21 protein-coding genes are annotated in these 20,615 nt (G+C 64.5%); 6 read left to right on the top strand and 15 right to left on the bottom strand.

Annotation, left to right across the window (positions count from 1 at the left end; translation table 11 throughout):
• Window positions 1-48: 48 nt before the first annotated feature.
• Window positions 49-603, top strand: a complete 555-nt coding sequence (locus ACY34H_RS19725; protein WP_464979166.1) for a cob(I)yrinic acid a,c-diamide adenosyltransferase — start codon at window positions 49-51, stop codon at window positions 601-603.
• Between the two features lie 22 nt (window positions 604-625).
• Here the strand turns inward: ACY34H_RS19725 and ACY34H_RS19730 are convergent, their stop codons facing one another.
• From ACY34H_RS19730 to ACY34H_RS19745, 4 genes are all read right to left on the bottom strand, one after another.
• Entirely contained in the window at window positions 626-1,459 is an 834-nt protein-coding gene (locus ACY34H_RS19730; RefSeq protein ID WP_464979167.1) for a hypothetical protein, read from the bottom strand.
• Window positions 1,460-1,470: 11 nt separating this feature from the next.
• Complete coding sequence (locus ACY34H_RS19735) at window positions 1,471-2,220, bottom strand: hypothetical protein (RefSeq protein ID WP_464979168.1); 750 nt, start codon at window positions 2,218-2,220, stop codon at window positions 1,471-1,473.
• Complete coding sequence (locus ACY34H_RS19740) at window positions 2,217-3,386, bottom strand: sialidase family protein (RefSeq protein ID WP_464979169.1); 1,170 nt, start codon at window positions 3,384-3,386, stop codon at window positions 2,217-2,219. The genes ACY34H_RS19735 and ACY34H_RS19740 overlap by 4 nt, the downstream gene beginning before the upstream one ends.
• A gap of 260 nt (window positions 3,387-3,646) precedes the next feature.
• Complete coding sequence (locus tag ACY34H_RS19745; RefSeq protein WP_464979170.1) at window positions 3,647-4,549, bottom strand: LysR family transcriptional regulator; 903 nt, start codon at window positions 4,547-4,549, stop codon at window positions 3,647-3,649.
• A 114-nt stretch (window positions 4,550-4,663) separates the two neighbouring features.
• Here ACY34H_RS19745 and ACY34H_RS19750 point away from each other — a divergent pair, with 114 nt between their 5' ends.
• Window positions 4,664-5,944, top strand: coding sequence for an SGNH/GDSL hydrolase family protein (locus ACY34H_RS19750; RefSeq protein WP_464979171.1), 1,281 nt, complete (start codon window positions 4,664-4,666; stop codon window positions 5,942-5,944).
• A 42-nt stretch (window positions 5,945-5,986) separates the two neighbouring features.
• Here ACY34H_RS19750 and dxs read toward each other — a convergent pair whose 3' ends face one another.
• From dxs to ACY34H_RS19765, 3 genes are read right to left on the bottom strand one after another with little or no spacing between them, the layout of a single operon-like run.
• A complete protein-coding gene (gene dxs / locus ACY34H_RS19755) occupies window positions 5,987-7,858 on the bottom strand; it encodes a 1-deoxy-D-xylulose-5-phosphate synthase (RefSeq protein ID WP_464979172.1) in 1,872 nt (623 codons plus the stop codon).
• The gene (locus ACY34H_RS19760; RefSeq protein ID WP_464979173.1) at window positions 7,859-8,755 is read right to left on the bottom strand and encodes a polyprenyl synthetase family protein; all 897 of its coding nucleotides are present in this window, start codon (window positions 8,753-8,755) and stop codon (window positions 7,859-7,861) included.
• A complete protein-coding gene (locus ACY34H_RS19765; RefSeq protein WP_464979174.1) occupies window positions 8,752-9,018 on the bottom strand; it encodes an exodeoxyribonuclease VII small subunit in 267 nt (88 codons plus the stop codon). Before ACY34H_RS19765 ends, ACY34H_RS19760 begins: the two co-directional genes overlap by 4 nt.
• A gap of 307 nt (window positions 9,019-9,325) precedes the next feature.
• Here ACY34H_RS19765 and ACY34H_RS19770 point away from each other — a divergent pair, with 307 nt between their 5' ends.
• The 3 genes from ACY34H_RS19770 (at window position 9,326) to ACY34H_RS19780 (ending at window position 12,286) form a co-directional block, all read left to right on the top strand.
• Window positions 9,326-10,426, top strand: a complete 1,101-nt coding sequence (locus tag ACY34H_RS19770) for an aromatic ring-hydroxylating oxygenase subunit alpha (RefSeq protein WP_464979175.1) — start codon at window positions 9,326-9,328, stop codon at window positions 10,424-10,426.
• Window positions 10,427-10,498: 72 nt separating this feature from the next.
• Complete coding sequence (locus tag ACY34H_RS19775) at window positions 10,499-11,422, top strand: DMT family transporter (protein ID WP_464979176.1); 924 nt, start codon at window positions 10,499-10,501, stop codon at window positions 11,420-11,422.
• Between the two features lie 9 nt (window positions 11,423-11,431).
• Window positions 11,432-12,286: a sulfurtransferase gene (locus ACY34H_RS19780; RefSeq protein WP_464979177.1), complete on the top strand. Its 855-nt coding sequence runs from the start codon at window positions 11,432-11,434 to the stop codon at window positions 12,284-12,286.
• A 181-nt stretch (window positions 12,287-12,467) separates the two neighbouring features.
• Here the strand turns inward: ACY34H_RS19780 and ACY34H_RS19785 are convergent, their stop codons facing one another.
• The 6 genes from ACY34H_RS19785 to ACY34H_RS19810 all read right to left on the bottom strand — a co-directional run bounded on the left by ACY34H_RS19785 (window position 12,468) and on the right by ACY34H_RS19810 (window position 16,276).
• Window positions 12,468-12,794 carry a hypothetical protein gene (locus tag ACY34H_RS19785; protein WP_464979178.1) on the bottom strand — a complete coding sequence of 109 codons (327 nt, stop codon included), beginning with the start codon at window positions 12,792-12,794 and terminating at the stop codon, window positions 12,468-12,470.
• A gap of 26 nt (window positions 12,795-12,820) precedes the next feature.
• Window positions 12,821-13,060, bottom strand: coding sequence for an RHS repeat domain-containing protein (locus tag ACY34H_RS19790; RefSeq protein WP_464979179.1), 240 nt, complete (start codon window positions 13,058-13,060; stop codon window positions 12,821-12,823).
• The gene (locus ACY34H_RS19795; RefSeq protein ID WP_464979180.1) at window positions 13,057-13,521 is read right to left on the bottom strand and encodes a hypothetical protein; all 465 of its coding nucleotides are present in this window, start codon (window positions 13,519-13,521) and stop codon (window positions 13,057-13,059) included. Before ACY34H_RS19795 ends, ACY34H_RS19790 begins: the two co-directional genes overlap by 4 nt.
• A gap of 221 nt (window positions 13,522-13,742) precedes the next feature.
• Entirely contained in the window at window positions 13,743-14,258 is a 516-nt protein-coding gene (locus ACY34H_RS19800; protein WP_464979181.1) for a hypothetical protein, read from the bottom strand.
• 368 nt (window positions 14,259-14,626) lie between these two features.
• Entirely contained in the window at window positions 14,627-15,436 is an 810-nt protein-coding gene (locus ACY34H_RS19805; RefSeq protein WP_464979182.1) for a hypothetical protein, read from the bottom strand.
• A gap of 135 nt (window positions 15,437-15,571) precedes the next feature.
• Window positions 15,572-16,276, bottom strand: coding sequence for a ZIP family metal transporter (locus tag ACY34H_RS19810; RefSeq protein ID WP_464979285.1), 705 nt, complete (start codon window positions 16,274-16,276; stop codon window positions 15,572-15,574).
• Between ACY34H_RS19810 and ACY34H_RS19815 the strand changes: the two genes are divergently transcribed.
• Entirely contained in the window at window positions 16,212-16,472 is a 261-nt protein-coding gene (locus ACY34H_RS19815; RefSeq protein WP_464979183.1) for a hypothetical protein, read from the top strand. The two genes, ACY34H_RS19810 and ACY34H_RS19815, sit on opposite strands and share 65 nt — an antisense overlap.
• 41 nt (window positions 16,473-16,513) lie before the next feature.
• On the opposite strand, the gene ACY34H_RS19820 is transcribed toward ACY34H_RS19815, so the two are convergent.
• A complete protein-coding gene (locus tag ACY34H_RS19820) occupies window positions 16,514-17,389 on the bottom strand; it encodes a dienelactone hydrolase family protein (protein WP_464979184.1) in 876 nt (291 codons plus the stop codon).
• Between the two features lie 325 nt (window positions 17,390-17,714).
• Window positions 17,715-20,465 (bottom strand): DNA polymerase I, encoded by a 2,751-nt coding sequence (gene polA, locus ACY34H_RS19825; RefSeq protein ID WP_464979185.1) that lies wholly within the window; start codon window positions 20,463-20,465, stop codon window positions 17,715-17,717.
• Between the last annotated feature and the right edge of the window lie 150 nt (window positions 20,466-20,615).

Below are 20,615 nucleotides of genomic sequence, written 5' to 3' on the forward strand. Positions count from 1 at the left end.
GCGGCGATTCTGGCGTATGCTCGCACCTTTCAACCTACGGAGACGAGCATGGGCAACCGGCTATCGAAGATCGCGACCCGCACGGGCGACAACGGCACCACCGGCCTGGGCGACGGCAGCCGCACCCGCAAGGACAGCGTGCGCGTGCACGCCATGGGCGATGTCGACGAACTGAATTCGAACCTGGGCGTGCTGCTGTGCGAAGCGCTGCCGGACGAACTGCGCGAGGAACTGGTATCGATCCAGCACGACCTGTTCGACCTGGGCGGTGAACTGTGCATTCCCGGCTACCAGCTCATCAAGGAAGAGCACGTCGAGCGGCTCGACGCGCTGCTGGAGAAATACAACGGTACCCTGCCGGCGCTGACGGAGTTCATCCTGCCGGCCGGTTCGCGCGCCGCGGCGCTGGCGCACGTATGCCGCACCGTGTGCCGGCGCGCCGAGCGCAGTATCGTCACGCTGGGCAGCGAGGAAACCATCCACGACCACCCGCGCCAGTACGTCAACCGCCTGTCGGACCTGCTGTTCGTGCTGGCCCGCGTGCTGAACCGTTTTGCCGGCGGCAGCGACGTGCTATGGCACCACGACCGGAAGAGAAGCTGACCGGCCCGGCCGGGGCGACGGGTTACTCCTTGCCGTTCGGGTGCAGTGCCAGGTACGGTTCGGCACCGGCGCCGGCGCTCAGCAGCCAGCCGGTCAGCAGCAGGAATACCAGCAGCATCGCGAACAGCGTGCCCACGCGGCGGCTGTCGGCCGGCGTTTCAAAGATGGGCCGCTTGCCGTAGCCGATGCCGAGGAAGTAGGCGACAAAGACGGTGGCCAGATAGTGCACCGCGCCGAACATTTCGCCCAGCTCGCCCTTGCGCGGGTGGTCGATCACCAGGTGGGAAATCGCCACCAGCACGATGTAGACCACCGATGCGGACAAGGGCGGCAGGTACAGGCCGAAACGCTCGACGAAGTCGCGTACCGCCGGGCGCTTGCGGGCCAGCAGCGGCAGCACGATATTGTGCGTCAGGCCGGCGATGGCGATGAGCTTCAGCAGGATCGTCTTGTGGATGCTGCCCTTTTCGCCGATGGCCAGGTTGTGCAGGTTGGTTTCGCCCTGGCGGTTGTTCTGCGCGAAGTACTCCGGCGTGGCGACGTTCAGGATGCGCTGGAACCAGCTGATTTCCTCCAGCGCGGCCAGCGCCACGATGCCGGCCAGGCCGGCCAGCGCCAGCAGCGGCAGGTCGATGCGCCGTTCGCGCTGCCAATGTTCGACGGCGGCAAAGGCCAGCAGGCCTGACGTCACCGCGAAGCACAGGAACTGCATCCATTCGACGATGCCGTCTTCCACCAGCAGGCGCTGCAGCTTTGCCGGGTCGCCGGACCAGGCAATGGCAAGCCCCATCACGAAGACATTGATGAGGACCGCCACGGCGATCGCCGGATGAACATACCACTTGTTCTGAACCACGTATTACTCCCTTACCGTTTGATTTGTTCGATTGCGGCCGCGCGCGCCGGCGCGGCGTCGGGCACCAGCGCCAGGACGGGTTCCAGGCCCGCTTGCTGCCCCGCTTGCGGCTGCGGTTGCGGTTGCGGCTGGGCTTGCGGCCGCATTGCCGGCACGCGCGCGCCGGCCGCCTGGCGTACGCCGGCGGCAACGGCCGAGCCCAGTGCCCACATCCATAGCAGCGGATCGAGCAGCGCATCCCACAGGTTCCCCGTCGGCAGCCGCAGCAGTGCGTACAGCAGCAGGCCGGCCAGCAGTGCCAGCGCCGGCTGCAGTGCCAGGCCGCGCCAGATGGCGAACGCGCAGGCCGCGATCGCCACGAAACCCAGCAGCGGCGCGCCGACGGCGCCGAAGCCGCCATGGTACAGGCCCAGGGCCAGCACGCCAAAGGTGTCCAGGTACAGGACCACGCCGGCCAGCACCAGCGGCAGCGCCAGCGCCAGCGGCAACACGAGGCGCGGTTTGCTCCCCTGGCGGCGGCGCTCCAGCGACACCAGGCCGAGCCCGGCCAGCAGGCCGCTCGGGTACTGGAAGGCCAGCGTCAGCCAGTAGCTGGGCGACCACTCGCCGGGCAGTACGCACAGGATGGCGAAGGCGGCGGCCACGCCACGCCAGTGGCGCTGCGCCAGGCCGGGCGCGCAGGCCAGCAGCAGGGCCACCAGTACCAGCGCCCAGGCCACTTTGCCGTAAACGATCTGCAGCGCGAGATCGGGCAGCGTCATAACGGATCCTTTCCAGGCGTGATGCGCAGCAGGTGATGGGCGATCGCCTGGCGCTGGTGCGTATACGTGATGTGGAGCTTGTCGCCCACCTGCTGCATGGTCGGATAGGAGAACTCGTCGCCCGGCTTGCCGCTGACGATGTCGGCCAGCGGGCGCCACGTGCGCGCATCGGTCGACAGCGCCAGCGACAGCACGTTGCGGTCGGAGCCGCCCGCGGCCACGTGGTTGTACAGCATCAGGAAGGCGCCGCTCGACAGGCGCAGCGCGGCCAGCGACGTGCTCTGGTTCGCCAGTTGCGTGGGTGCCAGGTCTTCCCAGCTGGCGCCGCCGTCGCGGCTGATCGCCTGCTGCACGCGCTGCTCCTCGCCGGCGTCGCGCATCCAGGCGCGCACTTCGGTGGCCGATACCGGCACGATGGCCGGCTGCAGCGACGAGGTGCCGGTGCCGATGCGGGCCATGCGGCGTGGCGCGCCGCCGGCGTCGAACGCCAGCAGCATCGGGTACTTGTTGCCGATCTCGAAATAGACCGGCAGCCACCAGCCGCCGTCGGCCAGCGGCACCGGCGACGTGCGCACCAGCGTGCTGGTATTGAACAGCGGCGACAGCGGCAATACGCGGCGTACCGCGAAGGTAGCGCCATCATCGCGCGATTGCAGCTGGACGATGCGCGAAGCGGCCCAGCCGCCCAGGCCGGTGGCCACCACGTACAGGTGCACCGTGCCGTCGGGCGCGGTCCAGGCCACCGGATTGCCGATGCGGCGCACGCCGAAGCCGAGCGCCTTGCCCAGCGATTCTCGGCTGGCCACCACCCAGTTACCGCTCCAGGTGCCGTTCGACCAGCGCGATGCATACACTTTCACATCCGGCCCGCTTTCGCGGCTGCCGGCCCACCAGAACGACAGCAGGTCGCCGCCCGGCAGCGCCGCCAGCGCGCTGGCGTGCGCCGAAGGCACGCCGGCCGGCATCGGGATGATCGAATGGCTGACTTCGTTGATGGCGACGGGAGCGGGTGCCGCAACCGTGCTCGCGATGGCGGGCTGCTCGGCCTGCCGTGTAGCGCCGGACCAGCGCAGTGCTTCCGCGGCGGCGGCGCTTGCCACCGCAATGATGCAGGCCAGCGCGACCAGCCTGCCGGTGCGCTGGACAGATGGGGGTACTGCTCCCATTCCGTCTCCGAAAAAGATGGACATGAGAACAGATGACGTGTGTTCCTGCCCGATATGATTTCCAGCCCGCGCGCCTTGATTAGCCGCAGGCTTCAGCTTGATTATCGTCAAGCGTTTTGCGCGGACGAAAGTCGGTATCCTACAGGAAAAAGTAAAGGAAGGGGTAAGCCAGCGGGTCGTCGATCCGGGTAAATTGTGTGCAGCGCACGCTTCGTTAAACACCCAGAAATATTTCCATTGTCACCTTCGCCACGCCGGCGTCAAGCGGCGGCCATGCTGAAGCCGGGCAGTGCCGGCAGGCGCCCAGCGAGAAATTCGATGAACACCCGCGCCCGGGCGCTGCGATACCGTCCCGCCAGCAGGTGCACTTCCTGCGGCACACCATGCCAGCCCGGCAGCACGGGCTGCAGCGTGCCCGCTTCCAGCAGGTCGCCCACCAGCCATTGCGGGCACAGGCCGATGCCGGCACCCTGGACCAGGCTGTCGCGGATCGCCAGCGCGTGGTTCACGCGATAGCGGCTTTTCACCGTGATCGCCATGCTGCGGCTGCCGTCCTGCAGCGTGATGACATCGCCGGCCGGCAGCCACGCGAAGCGCACGTAATCGTGTTGCGCCAGATGATCCGGCGTTCGCGGCAAGGCATGGCGCGCCAGGTACGCCGGCGCCGCCACCAGCAGCCTTGCCGAGACCGCGACCTTGCGCGCCACCATGTCCTGCGGCAGCGCGCCGCCCAGCCGGACGGCCACGTCGATACCTTCCTCCACCAGGTCGACCATCCGGTCGTTCAGGATCAGCTCCAGTTCGATTCCCGGATGCAGCGCCAGGAACTCCAGCACCAGCCCGTTCAGGCGCAACTGCCCCAGCGCCACCGGAGCGCTGACGCGCAGCAGCCCGCGCAACGAGCCGCCGCCGCGCGCCTCCGTCACGGCGGCATCGAAATCGGCCAGCAGGCCGCGCGCCCTGTCGTGAAAGCGCCGCCCTTCGGCGGTCGGCGCCAGGCTGGTGGTCGAGCGTTCCAGCAGGCGCACGCCGACATCGCGCTCCAGCGCCGCGATGATCTTGCTGACGGTCGGTTGCGTCACGCCCTCTTCGCGGGCCACCGCGGACAGGCTGCCCAGCTCCACCGTGCGGACAAAATAGTGCAGCGAACGCATCATATCCATGGCAGGCCTCATTCCAGATCGGCATTAACTATAGTCGATTCCCGCGTCTACCGCGACAGTATGGAATGACCGAACATGCCCTCTCCCGCTGTTTTTCATTCACAAGGAGCCACCATGTTCACGATCCGATCCCTTGCCGCCGCCGTGCTGGCCGCCGTAGTGGCCATGCCTGCCCCTGCATCGCCCCCTGCATCGTCTGCCCTTGCATCGTCCGCCCTTGCATCGCCCGACTGGCAGGCCAGCTGGTACGCGGCGCCGCAACCGGCCTGGCCGCCCGGTTTCGCCCTCGCCACCAACGTGCCGGCGACGGTTGCCGGCAGCACGGTGCGCGAGGTACTGCGGCTTTCCACGGGCGGCACCGCCATCCGCGTGGTGCTGTCGAACCGCTACGGCACGGTGCCGCTGCTGGTCGGTGCCGCGCGCCTTGCCCGCACCGCAGGCGAGCCAGGCGCCACGTCCGCCATCGACACCGCCAGCGACCGGGTAATCACCTTCGCCGGCCGCCCGGAGGTCACGATTCCGCCCGGCGGCACCGCGGCCAGCGATCCCGTCCCATTCCGGGTCGCGGCACTCGAACGCCTGACGGTATCGGCCTGGTTCCCCGGGCCGGCGCCGCTGGCGACCTTCCACTGGGGCGCGCAGCAAACCGGCTATATCGCCCCCGGCAACGCGACGGCGGCGGCGGCACTGGACGATGCGCCACGCCTGCACGGCCGCGCCTTCCTGGCCGCCGTCCACGTCGCCGGACAGGGCGGCACCATCGTCGCACTGGGCGATTCGATCACCGACGGCAATGGCTCGACGCCGGACCGCCACCGCCGCTGGCCGGACTTCCTGGCCCAACGGCTCGCCCCGCAAGGCACGGCCGTCGCCAATGCGGGCATTTCCGGCGCCCGGCTGCTGTCGTCGAAGATGGGGCTAAAGGCAATCGAGCGGCTCGATGCGGACGTGCTGGAGCAGCCCGGCGTGACCGCCGTGGTGGTCCTGCTGGGGACCAACGACATCGGCTGGCCCGGCACGGCCTTCGCGCCGCATGACCCGGCCATGACGGCAGGGCGGCTGATCGACGGCTATCGTGTACTGATCGCCCGCGCCCGTGCACGCGGCGTCCGGGTGATCGGCGGCACGCTGCCACCTTTCGGCAACGCGCTGCCCGGCACGCCGTTCGCGGGTTACTGGACGCCTGCCAAGGAAGCGGTGCGCCGGCAGGTCAACACGTGGATCAGGGACAGCGGGGAATTCGACGCCATGGCCGATTTCGATGCGGCGCTGCGCGATCCGGCCGAGCCGGCGCATCTGCGGCCCGAATATGACTCGGGCGACCACCTGCATCCGAACGATGCGGGATTCGCGGCGATGGCGCGGGCCGTGCCGGCGCTGGCGAGCACGCAATGAAAAACGGCGCCGCGGCGCCGTTCTTATGCAGGTCCGAGCCGGTCAGCCGTTGCTGACCACCAGCCGCGGCTCGCCGCCGAGGAAGCGCGCCTTGATCGACCTGGCGATGCCATCGGCGTCCAGGCCCACGCTGGCCAGCAGCTTGGCCGGGTCGCCGTGGTCGATGAACTTGTCGGGCAGGCCGAGGATCAGCAGCGGCTTGGCGATGCCCGCTTCGGCCAGCGCCTCGGCCACCGCGGCCCCGGCGCCGCCCATCACGCAGCCCTCTTCCACCGTGACCAGGTAGTCGTGCGAAGCGGCCAGTTCCTTCACCAGCTCCACGTCCAGCGGCTTCACGAAGCGCATGTTGGCCACCGTGGCGTTCAGCGTGTCGCCCGCCTTGATCGACGGCGCCACCATCGCGCCGAATGCCAGGATGGCCACGCGCTCGCCCTGGCGGCGCAGTTCGCCCTTGCCCAGGTCGATCGCCGCCAGCGCCGGCGAAGTGGCCGCGCCGATGCCGGCGCCGCGCGGATAGCGCACCGCGGCCGGTCCGGGATACTGGTAGGCGGTGGTCAGCATCTGGCGGCACTCGTTCTCGTCCGATGCGGCCATCACCACCATGTTCGGGATGCAGCGCAGGTACGCCAGGTCGTAGTTGCCGGCGTGCGTGGCGCCGTCGGCACCCACCAGGCCGGCGCGGTCCAGCGCGAACGTCACGTCAAGGTTCTGCAGCGCCACGTCGTGGATCAGCTGGTCGTAGGCGCGCTGCAGGAAGGTCGAGTAGATCGCCACCACCGGCTTCATGCCTTCGCAGGCCAGGCCGCCGGCGAACGTGACGGAGTGCTGCTCGGCGATGCCCACGTCGAAGTAGCGCTGCGGGTATTCGGCATGGAAGCGCACCATGCCCGACCCCTCGCGCATTGCCGGCGTGATGCCGACCAGGCGTTCGTCCTGCGCCGCCATGTCGCACAGCCAGTTGCCGAACACTTCGGTGTAGGTCAGCTTGGCCGGTGCCGCGGCCGGCTTGATGCCTTCGGCCGGATTGAACTTGCCGGTGCCGTGGTACAGGATCGGTTCCGCCTCGGCCAGCTTGTAGCCCTGGCCTTTTTTCGTGACCACGTGGAGGAACTGCGGCCCTTTCAGGTTGCGGATGTTCTGCAGCGTGGGAACCAGCGAATCGAGGTCGTGGCCGTCGATCGGGCCGATGTAGTTGAAGCCGAATTCCTCGAACATCGTGGCCGGCACCACCATGCCCTTGGCATGTTCTTCCAGCTTCTTCGCCAGTTCCAGCATCGGCGCCGGCAGCACCGACTTGCCGACGTTTTTCGCGGCGGCGTAGAACTGGCCGGACATCAGCCGTGCCAGGTAGCGGTTCAGCGCGCCGACCGGCGGCGAGATCGACATGTCGTTGTCGTTCAGGATCACCAGCAGGTTGCAGTCTTCTTCCACGCCGGCGTTGTTCAGCGCCTCGAACGCCATGCCGGCCGTCATCGAGCCGTCGCCGATCACGGCGATCGCGTGGCGCTGTTCGCCCTTGATCTTCGCGGCCATGGCCATGCCCAGCGCGGCGGAGATCGACGTGGACGAGTGCGCGGTGCCGAACGTGTCGTATTCGCTTTCGACGCGGCGCGGGAAGCCGGAAATACCGTCCAGCTGGCGCAGCGTGTGGAACTGGTCGCGCCGGCCGGTGAGGATCTTGTGCGTATAGGTCTGGTGGCCCACGTCCCACACGATGCGATCGTGCGGCGTGTTGAAGACGTAATGCAATGCGACAGTCAGTTCGACGGTACCGAGGTTGGACGACAGGTGGCCGCCCGTCTTCGAGACGGAATCGAGCAGGAAGCTGCGCAGTTCGCTGGCCAGCGGCACCAGCTGGTGGCGCGGCAGCTTGCGCAGGTCGGCCGGGTTGTTAATGGTTTGAAGCAGGTTCATTTATGCCTTCCGCTGCACGATCAGGTCCGCGAGTTCGCGCAGGCGCTGTGCGCCGTCGCCAAAGGCGCCAAGCGCCGCGTGGGCGTCGCGCCGCAATTGTTCGGCCAGGGCGACGGATTCGTCGAGCCCGAGGATCGAGACGTAGGTGGGTTTGTTGTCGGCGGCATCCTTGCCGGCCGTCTTGCCGAGGGTCGCCGAGTCGGCGGTGGCGTCGAGCACGTCGTCGACGACCTGGAAGGCCAGGCCGATCGCGCGGCTGTACGCGTGCAGTGCTGCCAGTTCGGCCGGGGACAGGTCCTTGCCGGCCAGCGCGCCGAGCACCACGGAGGCACGCAGCAGCGCGCCAGTCTTCAACTGGTGCATGCGCTCCAGCTGTTCCAGCGTCAGCGGCAGGCCCACGCTGTCCAGGTCGATCGCCTGGCCGCCGCACATGCCGGCGGAACCCGCCGCATCGGCCAGCAGCCGCACCATGGCCAGCAGGCGTGCCGGCGACACGTCGTCGCACCCGGCCAGAACGGTGAATGCCTGCGATTGCAGCGCATCGCCGACCAGCAGCGCGGTCGCTTCGTCGTACGCCACGTGCACCGTGGGTTTGCCGCGGCGCAGTGCATCGTCGTCCATGCACGGCATGTCGTCGTGCACCAGCGAATACGCATGGATCATCTCCACGGCGGCGGCGGCGCGCGACAGCGTTTGCGCATCGGCGCCGAACAGGGCGCCGGCCGCATACACCAGCAGCGGGCGCACGCGCTTGCCGCCGCCCAGCAGCGCATAGCGCATCGCTGCATGCAGTTTCGCGGGTTCGGCATTGCCGGCAGGCAAATACGCGGACATATCCGCTTCCATGCCCGACTGGATACTGCGCATCCAGTCCTGGAACGTGACTGCTTCCGTCATGGCGCGCCCTCGTCGCCGTCGGCGAAGGGCTTGAGCATGTCGCCTTCGAGGACCTTCACCTGCGATTCCACCTTGTCCAGCTGGCTCGCGCAGAACTTCACCAGTTCCGAACCGCGTGCGTAGGCCGCGACCGACGCCTCCAGCGGCAGCTGCCCGGATTCCATCTGCGTGACGAGCTGCGCCAGTTCGGCCATTGCCTCTTCAAAAGAAGCTGGCGCGGACGCGGACGCGGCATTTTCAGCGATGTTTGTTTTATTGACCATGACTTGATTTTGACTCAGTGCTGGAGTTTAGCCCGTTATTTTAGAACAAAGTGTCCCGCACGGTCCAAAATGACAACGCGGCCAGGCGTGCCATGTTGCAATTGCCGCCAAGGCGGCACCCCTGTTTAACGAAAGGGAGCACAATGCCGGCCACCCCGGGGATGAAACGAAGATTTATCGGCAGAACCAAGCCGTTCACGCTATAATCGCCGGTTCTGTCCGAAATACCGTTCTCATACTCTGAATTCAGGTCTTTGCGGATTCTGTCTCTTCTTGGTTTGCAGTACTTTAATTAAGGGGGGTTGGGATGTCCGATCTGGGTACCCACGCCAGGCTGGCGCGCTCGAATGCGCAACTTCCGGTCCACGTCTATTTTGACGAAGCGCTACTGCAGCGTGAAATGCAGCAATTGTTTCAGAACGGCCCACGTTATGTGGGCCATGAACTGATGGTGCCGAACATCGGCGACTTTACGACCCTCGCTTCGGAAAACGAGGGGCGCATGCTGGTCCGTAATGCCCAGGGTATCGAACTGCTGTCGAATGTGTGCCGGCACCGCCAGGCGCTGATGTTCAACGGACGCGGCAATGCCAACACGATCGTCTGTCCGCTGCATCGCTGGACCTACGACCTGAAGGGCGAACTGATCGGCGCCCCGCATTTCCCGGAAACGCCATGCCTGAACCTGCCGAAAGCGCCGCTGCAAAGCTGGAACGGCCTGCTGTTCGAGCAGAACGGCTACAACGTGATGGAAAAGCTGAAGGACATGTCCGTGACGAAGGACCTGGACTTCAGCGGCTACATGCTCGATCACGTGGAAGTGCACCACTGCGACTACAACTGGAAGACCTTCATCGAGGTCTACCTCGAGGATTACCACGTCGAGCCGTTCCACCCCGGCCTGGGCGGCTTCGTCTCCTGCGACGACCTGCGCTGGGAATTCGGCGCCGATTACTCGGTGCAGACGGTGGGCGTGAACCGCGGCCTGAAGAAGTCGGGTTCGGACGTCTACCAGCGCTGGCAGGAACAGGTGCTGAAGTTCCGCAATGGCGAAGCGCCGCCCTATGGCGCCATCTGGCTGACGCTGTACCCGAACATCATGGTGGAGTGGTATCCGCACGTGCTGGTGGTGTCGACCTTGTGGCCGGAAGGCCCGAACCGCACGAAGAACGTGGTGGAGTTCTATTATCCCGAGGAGATCGTACTGTTCGAGCGCGAATTCGTGGATGCGGAACGCGCGGCCTACATGGAAACCTGCGTCGAGGACGACGAGATCGCGCAGCGCATGGATGCCGGCCGCAAGATCCTGCTGGACCGGGGCACATCGGACGCGGGGCCTTACCAGAGCCCGATGGAAGACGGCATGCAGCACTTCCACGAATGGTACCGAAGTAAAATCGCCGTATAGATAAATGAAAAAACAAGGGGACAGATCCGGATCGCAACGGACTGTCCCCTTGAACCTTTTTGGGACCATGTAATGCAATCGCTTTGGATGTTGTTCGCCAGTTTCCTGTTTGCCGCCATGGGCGTCTGCGTCAAGCTGGCCTCCGATATGTTCTCCACCTCGGAGATCGTGATGTACCGCGGCATCGTGGGCGTGACCGTGCTGCTGGTGCTGATCCGCCTGCAGGGCGGCACGTTGAAGACACGCTTCGCGATGGGGCACCTGTGGCGCAGCATCGTCGGCGTGATCTCGCTGTGGCTGTGGTTCTTCTCGATCGCCAAGCTGCCGCTGGCCACGGCGATGACCCTGAACTACCTGTCGCCGATCTGGATCGCCGTATGGCTGTTTGCGCACGGCTGGTGGCAGGCGAAGAACCAGGTGGCATGGCCGCTGCTGGTGGCGGTGGCCATGAGCTTCGTGGGTGTCGTGCTGCTGCTGCAGCCGGCGTTCCAGTCCGACCAGCTGGTGTACGCGCTGATCGCGATCTTCTCGTCGATCCTCACGGCGGTGGCCTACATGCAGGTGCGCAAGCTGGGCCTGGCGGGCGAGCCGGAAAACCGCGTGGTGTTTTATTTCGCCGTGTCGAACGTGGTGGCCGGCCTGCTCGGCACCTTCGCCGAAGCGGGCGGCGGCCCGGCCGTATTCCATTCGCTGAACACGGGCCACGGCTTCCTGCTGCTGCTCGGTATCGGCCTGTTCGCCACCGCCGCGCAGATTTCGATGACGCGCGCCTACCGCCTCGGCAATACCCTGGTGGTCGCCAACCTGCAGTACACGGGCATCGTGTTCTCCAGTATCTGGGGCGTGCTCGTGTTCTCCGACTCGTTCGACTGGCACAGCTGGCTGGGCATCGGCATCATCCTCGCCTCGGGCAGCGCCGCCACGTTCTACAATACCCGGAACACCGAGCGCGGCAAGGCCGTTGCCTCGACCGACCCCATCGCCAGCGAAGTTTGAGGAGAGTACATGTTCACCACCCTGATCGACGCCGCCGCCCTGGCCGCGCATATCGACGATCCAGAATGGGTCGTGCTGGATTGCCGCCACGATCTGCTAAACCCCGCCTTCGGCCGTGACGCCTTCGCCGCCGGCCACCTGCCCGGCGCGCAGTTCGCCAGCATCGACGACGATTTATCGGGGCCGAAGACCGGCGCCGGCAGCACGTTCCGCGGCCGGCATCCGCTGCCGGAGCGCGCCGCACTGGTCGAGGCACTGCGCCGCTTCGGCATCGACGACGACAGCCAGGTAGTGGCCTACGACGCGCACGGCGGCATGTACGCGGCGCGGCTGTGGTGGCTGCTGCGCTGGATCGGCCATGAAGCGGTGGCCGTGCTCGATGGCGGCTTGCCGGCATGGCAGGCCGCGGGCCAGCCCGTAACGGCCGACCTGGCGCCGCCGCGCGCGGCCGGCACGATCGGCGAACGGCCATCGCTGACGCGCATGGTGTCAGTGGACGACGTGGTGGCAAACCTGTCCACGCAAGCCTTTACCGTCGTCGATGCCCGTGCCAGCGACCGCTTCCGCGGCGAGAACGAGACCATCGACCCGGTCGGCGGCCATATCCCCGGCGCGAAGAACCGCTTCTTCAAGGACAACCTGGGCCCCGACGGCAAGTTCAAGCCTGCCGCCCGGTTGCAGGAAGAGTTCGCGCCACTGTTTACTTCGCCCGCCTCCGCGGTGATGCAGTGCGGCTCCGGCGTGACCGCCTGCCACAATCTGCTGGCACTGGAAGTGGCCGGCATGCCGGGCGCGGCGCTGTATCCCGGCTCGTGGTCGGAATGGTGCGCGGCGCCGGAGCGGCCGGTGGCGACCGGGGCGTGACCTCCGCCGATCGCGCGTTTCGGGATGCAGTGGGAATGGTCAGCGACCGTTCTTGCCTCGAACAATGCCCGACCAAGATGCATATGGCACCGGCGCTGGCCGACCAGATTCCAGCGGTACTGCGCGGCGATGGTTCCTTTGGATGAGCTGAAGCCCTGCATCGATACCAGGCGAATGCCGGTTAATGAATCGAGCGACAACGCCGTGGCGTCCTGTCGTCCGCCCGTTCGAATTCATACGCGCCTTCGTTGACGAAGCCGCGGAATCCATTGGCCAGCCGTATCTCGTAGATGAGGTAAGCCTTGACGTCGATGCACGCGATGACTTCGGCCCGTTCGCCGGCCCGCAACTGCCGCTGCACGGCGGCGGCCGGCTGCAACGCGGCGGCTTGCGTCGCATGCACCGGCACCGGCCCGCGGGCCACCAGGAACAGGTCCGATGGCCTCCGTGCCAGCGCGACGACGAGAGCGGCCATCGACAGGCACGCAAGGACAGCCAGAATCCGCATTACCATTCACCTCACCATCCGCTCCATCATCCTCCGTTCATGTCAAGGTTCGCCGTGCCACCAGCATTACCGCCATCATATTCGAACACCGTGCTGGTCCAGCCGGGGTAATCCTCGCGTACCAACCGGTTCAATGCATCGTACTTGAAGGTCGTCGTGATGCCATGCGCATCGGTACGCGATGCAAGGTTGCCATTGGTATCGAAGGCGTTACTGCTCTTGCCGGCAGGATTACGATTATCAAGCGAAACACCCCAGCTATTCACTCTCGCACTTTCGCAACAATTCCTGCCAATTCCGCAATTGAGCGAGCATTTCGCACCCTTTTAAGAATATTATTTAAGTGGGTCAAATCCGAGATGGATCGCGACAGAATCTCCTCTACCATTTCCCTGGCATCCTTAATGGTTGCAGATCGAATATAAGTTAATCTGAGCCGCACCAAAAGCGGCGTAGACAACGATATCCATCCAAAAAATAATAAAAGAATATATGCAAAGATCGGGGCTCCCAACGTGCGCGGACCAGGTATCCCCTTGACTAATACTCCGTCAATATTCGACATGGCGAACTTATGATCCAGCAGGCGCGCACCTTTCAACTTCCCAGATAGCAGCCATCCCAGTGGAAGCAGGTACATACCCGCATCCACCTCGACAAACCGCACCATGCTTGTAACGGACTCTTCCTTATTCAAAATAAGAAGTGCGACATTATTTGCAGGCACAGTTATCACCCAGTCCCGTCGTCAAAATACCTGGACCAATGCCCCCTTTGAACCCAACCAGGCGCGCCAAGGACCGTTCGGGTGATCGGATATCTATTATGGAAAAGTCGTGCCAACCATTAGTTTTCATGGTGAGATAGGCTCCTCTTAGCTGACAAAAATACTCCATGCACCCATTCTCTTGAAGCTATATCAAGCAATTATGTCAGCCGGATTCCGGATTACGGCTCTTTACCATGCTCCATGCGATCTCTTGCCGCCGCATGAGTTGCGTCCGGGTTACCCTTGAAAACACTTACTATCTGGACGACTTGGCTTGAATAATATTCAGGCTTCTCCTTGAACTGTATGCTCTCGATTCCACCGCAAAAAAATGCAACTTGAGCGATTTGCGTCTTCCCCCTCACTGCTATACGTACATTAATAACGTTATCCTCAAACTCCAGGCCAGACAAAGGCCGTGCTGAACGCACGTAAAGTCTGCAGTAAAATCTCGGCAGGCTGACCCTTTTATTCGACCGCTGCACAAAAATCCGGCAACTTAGCAAGCCATGTAAACATTTTTGAATTTCGTCGTCAAAAAAAGAAAATGCAGCGATCAACACTTTTTCTTCATGTGGCCGCAATCTCCAGCTTCCCTCACCAGTCAGGGAATAGACCAGGTCCCACAATAAATTCAAAAGACTTTTAACGACATCCACATTACCCTCCAGAAATTCCGGCTCCCCGGAAAGCATATTTCATCCCCACTATCCGCAAACACCGGGGCCACGACGGCCAGCCCGGCAAGCAACGAAAGAAATCTCACAGATTGTTTCATTCCACCCCGCTCCTTTTTTATGGAAACGGACAAAATGCTAGCACAGCAATAATATGAAAAAACCTTGTAATAAATATATTTTTAAACTACCAATTCAATAGTCGAAAAGTCGACTGCAACAAAAGTACCGAACAGGAAATAATATATTCCAGGATTAATATCCCGCTGTTATTTTTATCGACCGACAGCCGTTGGCATACAGCACAACGGCCGCCTAGATTACAATTCCCGTTCCGCCGCTGCCTTCAGTGTCTGCGCGATCCACGCCATCGCCGGCGGATCGCATCAGCTGCCGCAGCCGCCCCCGCCGCAGCCTCCGCCGCAACTGCCGCCGCCTCCGCTGTCACCGCCATCGGCGGCGCTGGCGACATTTCCGGCCACGTCGCAAGCCACCTCGCAAGTCACCTCGGTGGCGTTGCCGGCCACCCCGCCCCTGTCGCGCGCCTGGCCGCCGGGCAGCCACCCTTCGGAATCGATCCTGGCGATCAGGCCGGCGGCAAGCAGGAAGTCCGGCGTCAATGCGGGATGCACCTGCCCCGTCCCCACCATTTGCCCTCGCCGGTCGATGCGCGAGCAAACCAGGTCGCTGCCGCGCAACGCATAGGCAAAGCCGCCGGGCATGCGCAGGACGCGGTCCGTGCCGAACAGTCCAGGCACGCTGGGGGCGGCCAGTGGCAGCCCATCCAGCCTGCGTGCGGTGACCAGGGACATGGCCAGCGGCAGCGCCATGCCACCGGCCATGTCGCCTGCTTCGACATGGGGAATGCGCTGGCCGAAATGGCGCTCGCAGAAGGCATCCAGCGTCGCAGGCGAGTGGCGCAGCCATGCGTGCCAGACCGAATCGGCTGCCATCGACGGCAAGGCGCACGGGCGGATGTTGCGCCTGACGCACTCGAAGAAATCCAGCAGCGCATCGGCGGCACGGACATAAAAAAAGGCATCCCGTGGGATGCCTTGGAATTCGGTCTGCGCCGTGCGCGACCAGTATTCGTATAGTGTCGGGGGCAAGTCGCACAGTGCCTTGCGGTGGCGCGACGTGATCAGATGCCAGATGGCCCGGGCATTTCCGATGGGTTTCGACAGGATGTTCAGCATGTGTTGGCTCCGTGGTTTTGTTGTTGTCATTGTCGAAGCCATGCTGGCACAGTGTCATGACAGACATGTGACATGCGGCGCGGTCGGGATGAGCGGCGTCAACCCGCATGCCGCGCCGGCGCGATCAGGGGCGGCTCAGTGGCGTCCCGCCGTCAGGAACAGCACGATGCCCACGCCCAGAGCGATCAGCAGCACCTGCGGCACGGTTTCCTTCATCGTGGCGCGGCGCTGCATCTGCGGCATCAGGTCGCTGACGGCGATATAGATGAAGCCGGACGATGCAAACACCAGCACATACGGAATCAGGTTGCTGGCGCGGTCCAGCGTGAAGTAGCCGAGCAGGCCGCCGGCCACGGCCAGCAGGCTGCAGAGCAGGTTGTAGACATAGGCCCGCGTGCGCGAAAAACCGGCATTGAGCAGCACGATGAAGTCGCCGATCTCCTGCGGGATTTCATGCGCGATGATGGCCACGGCGGCCACGATGCCCAGGTGCGGGTCGGCCAGGAACGCGGCGGCGATCAGGATGCCGTCGGTGAAGTTGTGCATGCCGTCGCCGACCAGGATCATCCAGCCGGCGCGGCCGGCTTCGTGCTTGTCGTGGCCATGCGCATGGTGGTGGCCGTCGCCCTCGTGGTGATGCGAGTGGCGCAGGATCGCCAGCTTCTCCAGCATGAAGAACGTCAGCAGGCCAGCCAGCAGCGTGGCGAACAGCGTGCGCGGGTCGGCGCCCGATTCGAAGGCTTCCGGCAGCGCATGCAGCAACGAAGTGGACAGCATGATGCCGACCGACAGGCTGACCATCCGCTCGACGACCCGCGCCAGCAGCGTGAACGAAAACAGCGCCGCGGCAGTGATGCTGGCGGCGCCGGCGAGCGTGGTGGCCAGCAGGATGGAAGTGAGTACCGGATCGATTTTGGAGCCTCTCGTGCGCTTTACCGCGCGCGCGGCTCCGGGGCCCGGGCAGCGCGCAAACCGGACATTTTACCGTCCAGCTCGCGCTTCTGCTGAAAATACAGTATCAATAAGCCGAAAATAAGGCGAGAATAAGGCGAAAACCCGGGCGGACAGGGGAACGGATCAGGCCACGCCGTGCTGCTTGAACCAGTCCAGCGCGCGCTTCCAGCCATCCTTCGCGTCCGCTTCCACATAGCTGGGACGGTAGTCGGCATGGAAGGCGTGACCGGCGTTCTCGTAGATGACGAAGGTGGAGCCGGACTTCCCTTTCGCCAGCTCGGCCTTCATCTTTTCCACGGAGTCGAGCGGTATGCCGCTGTCCTTGGCGCCGTACAGGCCCAGCACCGCTGCTTTCAGCGCGGCAGCCACGTCGACAGGATGCTTGGGCGTATTGGGAGTGGATTCCCCTAGTAACCTCCCGTACCAGGCCACCCCGGCCTTGACGGCCGGGTTGTGCACGGCATACAGCCATGTGATGCGGCCGCCCCAGCAGAAGCCGGTGATGCCCAGCTTGTCCGCCGCGCCGCCATTCTGGCCGGCCCAGGCGACGATCGCGTCGAGATCCTTGAATACCTGGATGTCCGGCGTCTTGCTGATGATGTTCTTTTGCAGGTCGGCGATCGAGGCTTCCTTTTGCGGATCGCCCTGGCGCGCGAACAGGTTCGGCGCCAGTGCCAGGTAGCCCTGCTTTGCAAAGCGGCGCGCCACGTCGGCGATGTGCTCGTGCACGCCGAAGATTTCCGAAATCACGAGGATGACCGGCAAGCCCGTCTTGCCGGCGGGCTGGGCCCGGTACACGGGCACCGGATAGCCGTCGACCGTCACGTTCACGGTGCCGGCCGTGAGGCCGTCGGTATCGGTCTTTACCACGGTCTCGGCGCTGACAGGCAGCACGGCGGCGGCGAACCCCGTACCGAGCGCCGCCTTCAGCAGGTCGCGGCGGCTGATGCCTTCCGCTTCGCCGATCAGGCTGGCGGCATCGTTGTGCAGGTCTTTCATGGATTCTCCAGGAAGTGTGTTATCGGGAAATTGAAACACAGTGGTAGTGAAAAGCCAACAAATTTGGTATTGCACTTCGGCGGCGTATGCAAAAGGCTGGGGTCAGTCCCCTGACCAGGCGAGCAGCAAGCGCGCTTGCCAACACTTACCGGGGACAGACCCCGGAATGCGAACGCCGTGTGCGACATCCGTCAGCGAGCGGGAGCGCCTGAAAACGCATGCGCGGTGTGCGCGGAAGCGCCTGAAAACGCATGCGCGGTGTGCGCGGAAGCGCCTGAAAACGCATGCGCGGTGTGCGCGGAAGCGCCTGAAAACGCATGCGTTTTCAGTGCGCTTCCTCCCAGTTCTTCCCGACGCCGACTTCGGCGACCAGCGGCACCTTCAGCTCGGCCACGCCGGCCATCAGCTTCGGCAGCGTCTCGCGCACCAGCGCCAATTCGCCGTCCGGCACTTCGAGCACCAGTTCGTCGTGCACCTGCATGATCATGCGCGAGGCCAGGTTTTCCTTCTCGATCCAGTCCTGCACGGCGATCATGGCCAGCTTGATCAGGTCGGCCGCGGTGCCCTGCATCGGCGCGTTGATGGCGGCGCGTTCGGCGGCTTGCCGGCGCGGGCCGTTCGGGGAATTGATCTCGGGGAGCCACAGCCGGCGGCCGAACACCGTCTTCACGTAGCCGTTCGCCTTGGCTTCCAGGCGCGTTTCGTCCATGTAGCGCTTCACGCCATGGAAGCGCTGGAAATAGCGGTCGATGTAGTTCTGCGCGGCGGTGCGGTCGATGCCCAGGTTGGCGGCCAGTCCGAAAGCGCTCATGCCGTAGATCAGGCCGAAGTTGATCACCTTGGCATAGCGGCGCTGCTCGCTGTTCACTTCGTCCGGCGGCACGCCGAAGATCTCGGCGGCGGTGGCGCGGTGGATGTCGACGCCTTCGGCGAAGGCGCGCAGCATCGCTTCATCCTCGGAGATGTGCGCCATGATGCGCAGTTCGATCTGCGAATAGTCGGCCGAAACCAGATGGCTGCCTTCCGGCGCGATGAACGCTTCGCGAATGCGGCGCCCCTCGGCCGTGCGGATCGGGATGTTCTGCAGGTTCGGATCGTTCGACGCCAGGCGCCCCGTCACCGCCACGGCCTGCGCATAATTGGTGTGCACGCGGCCGGTCTGCGGGTTGATCATCTTCGGCAGCTTGTCCGTGTACGTCGACTTCAGCTTGGCCATGCCGCGGTATTCCAGCAGCACTTTCGGCAGCGGGTAATCCTCGGCCAGCTTTTGCAGCACTTCCTCGTCGGTCGACGGCGCGCCGCTCGGCGTTTTCTTGACGACCGGCAGTTTCAGCTTGTTGAAGAAGATCTCGCCGATCTGCTTCGGCGAGCCCAGGTTGAACGGCCCTTCGGCCAGTTCGTACGCCTTCTGCTCCAGTTCGACGATGCGCGCGCCCAGCTCGCTGGACTGCGTGGCCAGCAGGCCCGCGTCGATCAGCACGCCGTTGCGCTCGATCTTCTGCAGCACCACGGCGGTCGGCAGCTCGATCTTGCCGTACACGGCGGTCAGGCCTTCGTCGGCCGTCACGTGGCCGTGCATCGCCAGGTGCAGGCGCAGCGTGATGTCGGCATCTTCGGCCGCGTAATCGGTGGCGCGCTGCAGTTCCACCTGGTCGAAGCAGATCTGGCCGGCGCCCTTGCCGCACACTTCTTCGTACGCGATCGTCTTGTGGTTCAGGTGGCGCATCGCCAGGCTGTCCATGTCGTGCGTGCGGTGCGATTCGAACACGTAGGACTGCAGCAGCGTGTCGTGCACGATGCCGCGCAGCGTCACGCCGTGGTTGGCGAAGATGTGCGCGTCGTATTTCAGGTTCTGGCCCAGCTTCGGCTTCGCGGCATCTTCCAGCCAGGGTTTCAGCCTGGCCAGCACTTCCTCGCGCGACAGCTGGTCGGGCACGCCCGCATAGCGGTGCGCCACCGGGATATAGCACGCCAGGCCCGGCTCGGTCGCCAGCGAAATGCCGACCAGCTGCGCGTTCATCGGTTCGAGCGACGTGGTTTCCGTGTCGAGCGCCACCAGTTCGGCAGCTTCGATGCGCGCGATCCATTCATCCAGCTGCGCCGTCGTCACCACCAGGTCGTAGCGCACGTTGGCCGGCGGCTGGGCGAACATGTCGCCGGTCGGGCCTTCCGGCGCGGCCGGGCCGGTCTGGCCGGGCACCTGCGCCGACGGCGTCAGTGCCTTCAGTTCGCGCAGCAGCGTCTTGAAACCGTATTTATTGAAGAACGCCAGCAGCGATTCATGGTCTTCCTCGCGCGCCACCAGCGATTCCGAGATCGACATCATGTGCTTGGCCAGGTCGCAGTCGGTCTTCACGGTGATCAGTTCGCGGCCCTTCGGCAGCCAGGGCAGCGCCGCCTTCAGGTTGGCGCCGACCGCGCCGCCGATCTGGTCGGCATTGGCGATCACGCCATCCAGGCTGTCGTACTGGGTCAGCCATTTGACGGCCGTCTTCGGGCCGCATTTCGCCACGCCGGGCACGTTGTCGACGGTATCGCCGATCAGCGTCAGGTAATCGATGATGCGGTTCGGCGGCACGCCGAATTTCGCCAGCACGCCGGCTTCGTCGAGCTTTTCGTTGCTCATCGTGTTGATCAGCGTGACGTGCGGCGTGACCAGCTGTGCCAGGTCCTTGTCGCCGGTGGAGATGATCACGTCCATGCCGTTCTTCTCGGCCGTGACGGAGAGCGTGCCGATCACGTCGTCCGCCTCGACACCTTCGACCATCAGGATCGGCCAGCCCATCGCCTTCACGGCTTCATGGATCGGCTCGATCTGCAGCGACAGGTCGGACGGCATCGACGGCCGCGTCGCCTTGTAGTCCGGATAGAGGTCGTCGCGGAAGGTCTTGCCCTTGGCATCGAACACGCAGGCGATGTAGGCGGCAGGGTAATCGGCGCGCAGGCGGCGCAGCATGTTGACCATGCCGTGCATGGCGCCGGTCGGGTGGCCGTCCGGGCTGCGCAGGTCGGGCAACGCGTGGAAGGCACGGTAGAGATAGCTGGAACCGTCGACCAGCAGCAAGGTCTTTTGCATGTTTGCAAGTGGGGTAGTCTGATGCGAATCCGGCATTATCGCAGAGAACAAGCGGCGGCGAATCGTGCGCCGCCGCCGCGGAAATCGCCGTTCACAGCGGAAACGGGTGTCAGTTTGTTACAATGATCCGTACACCAATATCATGGTTAA

Source organism: Pseudoduganella sp. jia 9 (genome assembly GCF_055502615.1).

Excerpts from the sequence above, each read along its gene's own strand:
- polA (WP_464979185.1), bottom strand. The coding sequence starts at position 20,465 with ATGCAAAAGACCTTGCTGCTGGTCGACGGTTCCAGCTATCTCTACCGT.
- ACY34H_RS19805 (WP_464979182.1), bottom strand. The coding sequence starts at position 15,436 with ATGCTGAACATCCTGTCGAAACCCATCGGAAATGCCCGGGCCATCTGG.
- dxs (WP_464979172.1), bottom strand. The coding sequence starts at position 7,858 with ATGAACCTGCTTCAAACCATTAACAACCCGGCCGACCTGCGCAAGCTG.
- ACY34H_RS19780 (WP_464979177.1), top strand. The coding sequence starts at position 11,432 with ATGTTCACCACCCTGATCGACGCCGCCGCCCTGGCCGCGCATATCGAC.
- ACY34H_RS19765 (WP_464979174.1), bottom strand. The coding sequence starts at position 9,018 with ATGGTCAATAAAACAAACATCGCTGAAAATGCCGCGTCCGCGTCCGCG.
- ACY34H_RS19760 (WP_464979173.1), bottom strand. The coding sequence starts at position 8,755 with ATGACGGAAGCAGTCACGTTCCAGGACTGGATGCGCAGTATCCAGTCG.
- ACY34H_RS19740 (WP_464979169.1), bottom strand. The coding sequence starts at position 3,386 with ATGGGAGCAGTACCCCCATCTGTCCAGCGCACCGGCAGGCTGGTCGCG.
- ACY34H_RS19735 (WP_464979168.1), bottom strand. The coding sequence starts at position 2,220 with ATGACGCTGCCCGATCTCGCGCTGCAGATCGTTTACGGCAAAGTGGCC.
- ACY34H_RS19775 (WP_464979176.1), top strand. The coding sequence starts at position 10,499 with ATGCAATCGCTTTGGATGTTGTTCGCCAGTTTCCTGTTTGCCGCCATG.
- ACY34H_RS19820 (WP_464979184.1), bottom strand. The coding sequence starts at position 17,389 with ATGAAAGACCTGCACAACGATGCCGCCAGCCTGATCGGCGAAGCGGAA.
- ACY34H_RS19745 (WP_464979170.1), bottom strand. The coding sequence starts at position 4,549 with ATGGATATGATGCGTTCGCTGCACTATTTTGTCCGCACGGTGGAGCTG.
- ACY34H_RS19800 (WP_464979181.1), bottom strand. The coding sequence starts at position 14,258 with ATGCTTTCCGGGGAGCCGGAATTTCTGGAGGGTAATGTGGATGTCGTT.
- ACY34H_RS19815 (WP_464979183.1), top strand. The coding sequence starts at position 16,212 with ATGATGCCGACCGACAGGCTGACCATCCGCTCGACGACCCGCGCCAGC.
- ACY34H_RS19770 (WP_464979175.1), top strand. The coding sequence starts at position 9,326 with ATGTCCGATCTGGGTACCCACGCCAGGCTGGCGCGCTCGAATGCGCAA.
- ACY34H_RS19725 (WP_464979166.1), top strand. The coding sequence starts at position 49 with ATGGGCAACCGGCTATCGAAGATCGCGACCCGCACGGGCGACAACGGC.
- ACY34H_RS19785 (WP_464979178.1), bottom strand. The coding sequence starts at position 12,794 with ATGCGGATTCTGGCTGTCCTTGCGTGCCTGTCGATGGCCGCTCTCGTC.
- ACY34H_RS19750 (WP_464979171.1), top strand. The coding sequence starts at position 4,664 with ATGTTCACGATCCGATCCCTTGCCGCCGCCGTGCTGGCCGCCGTAGTG.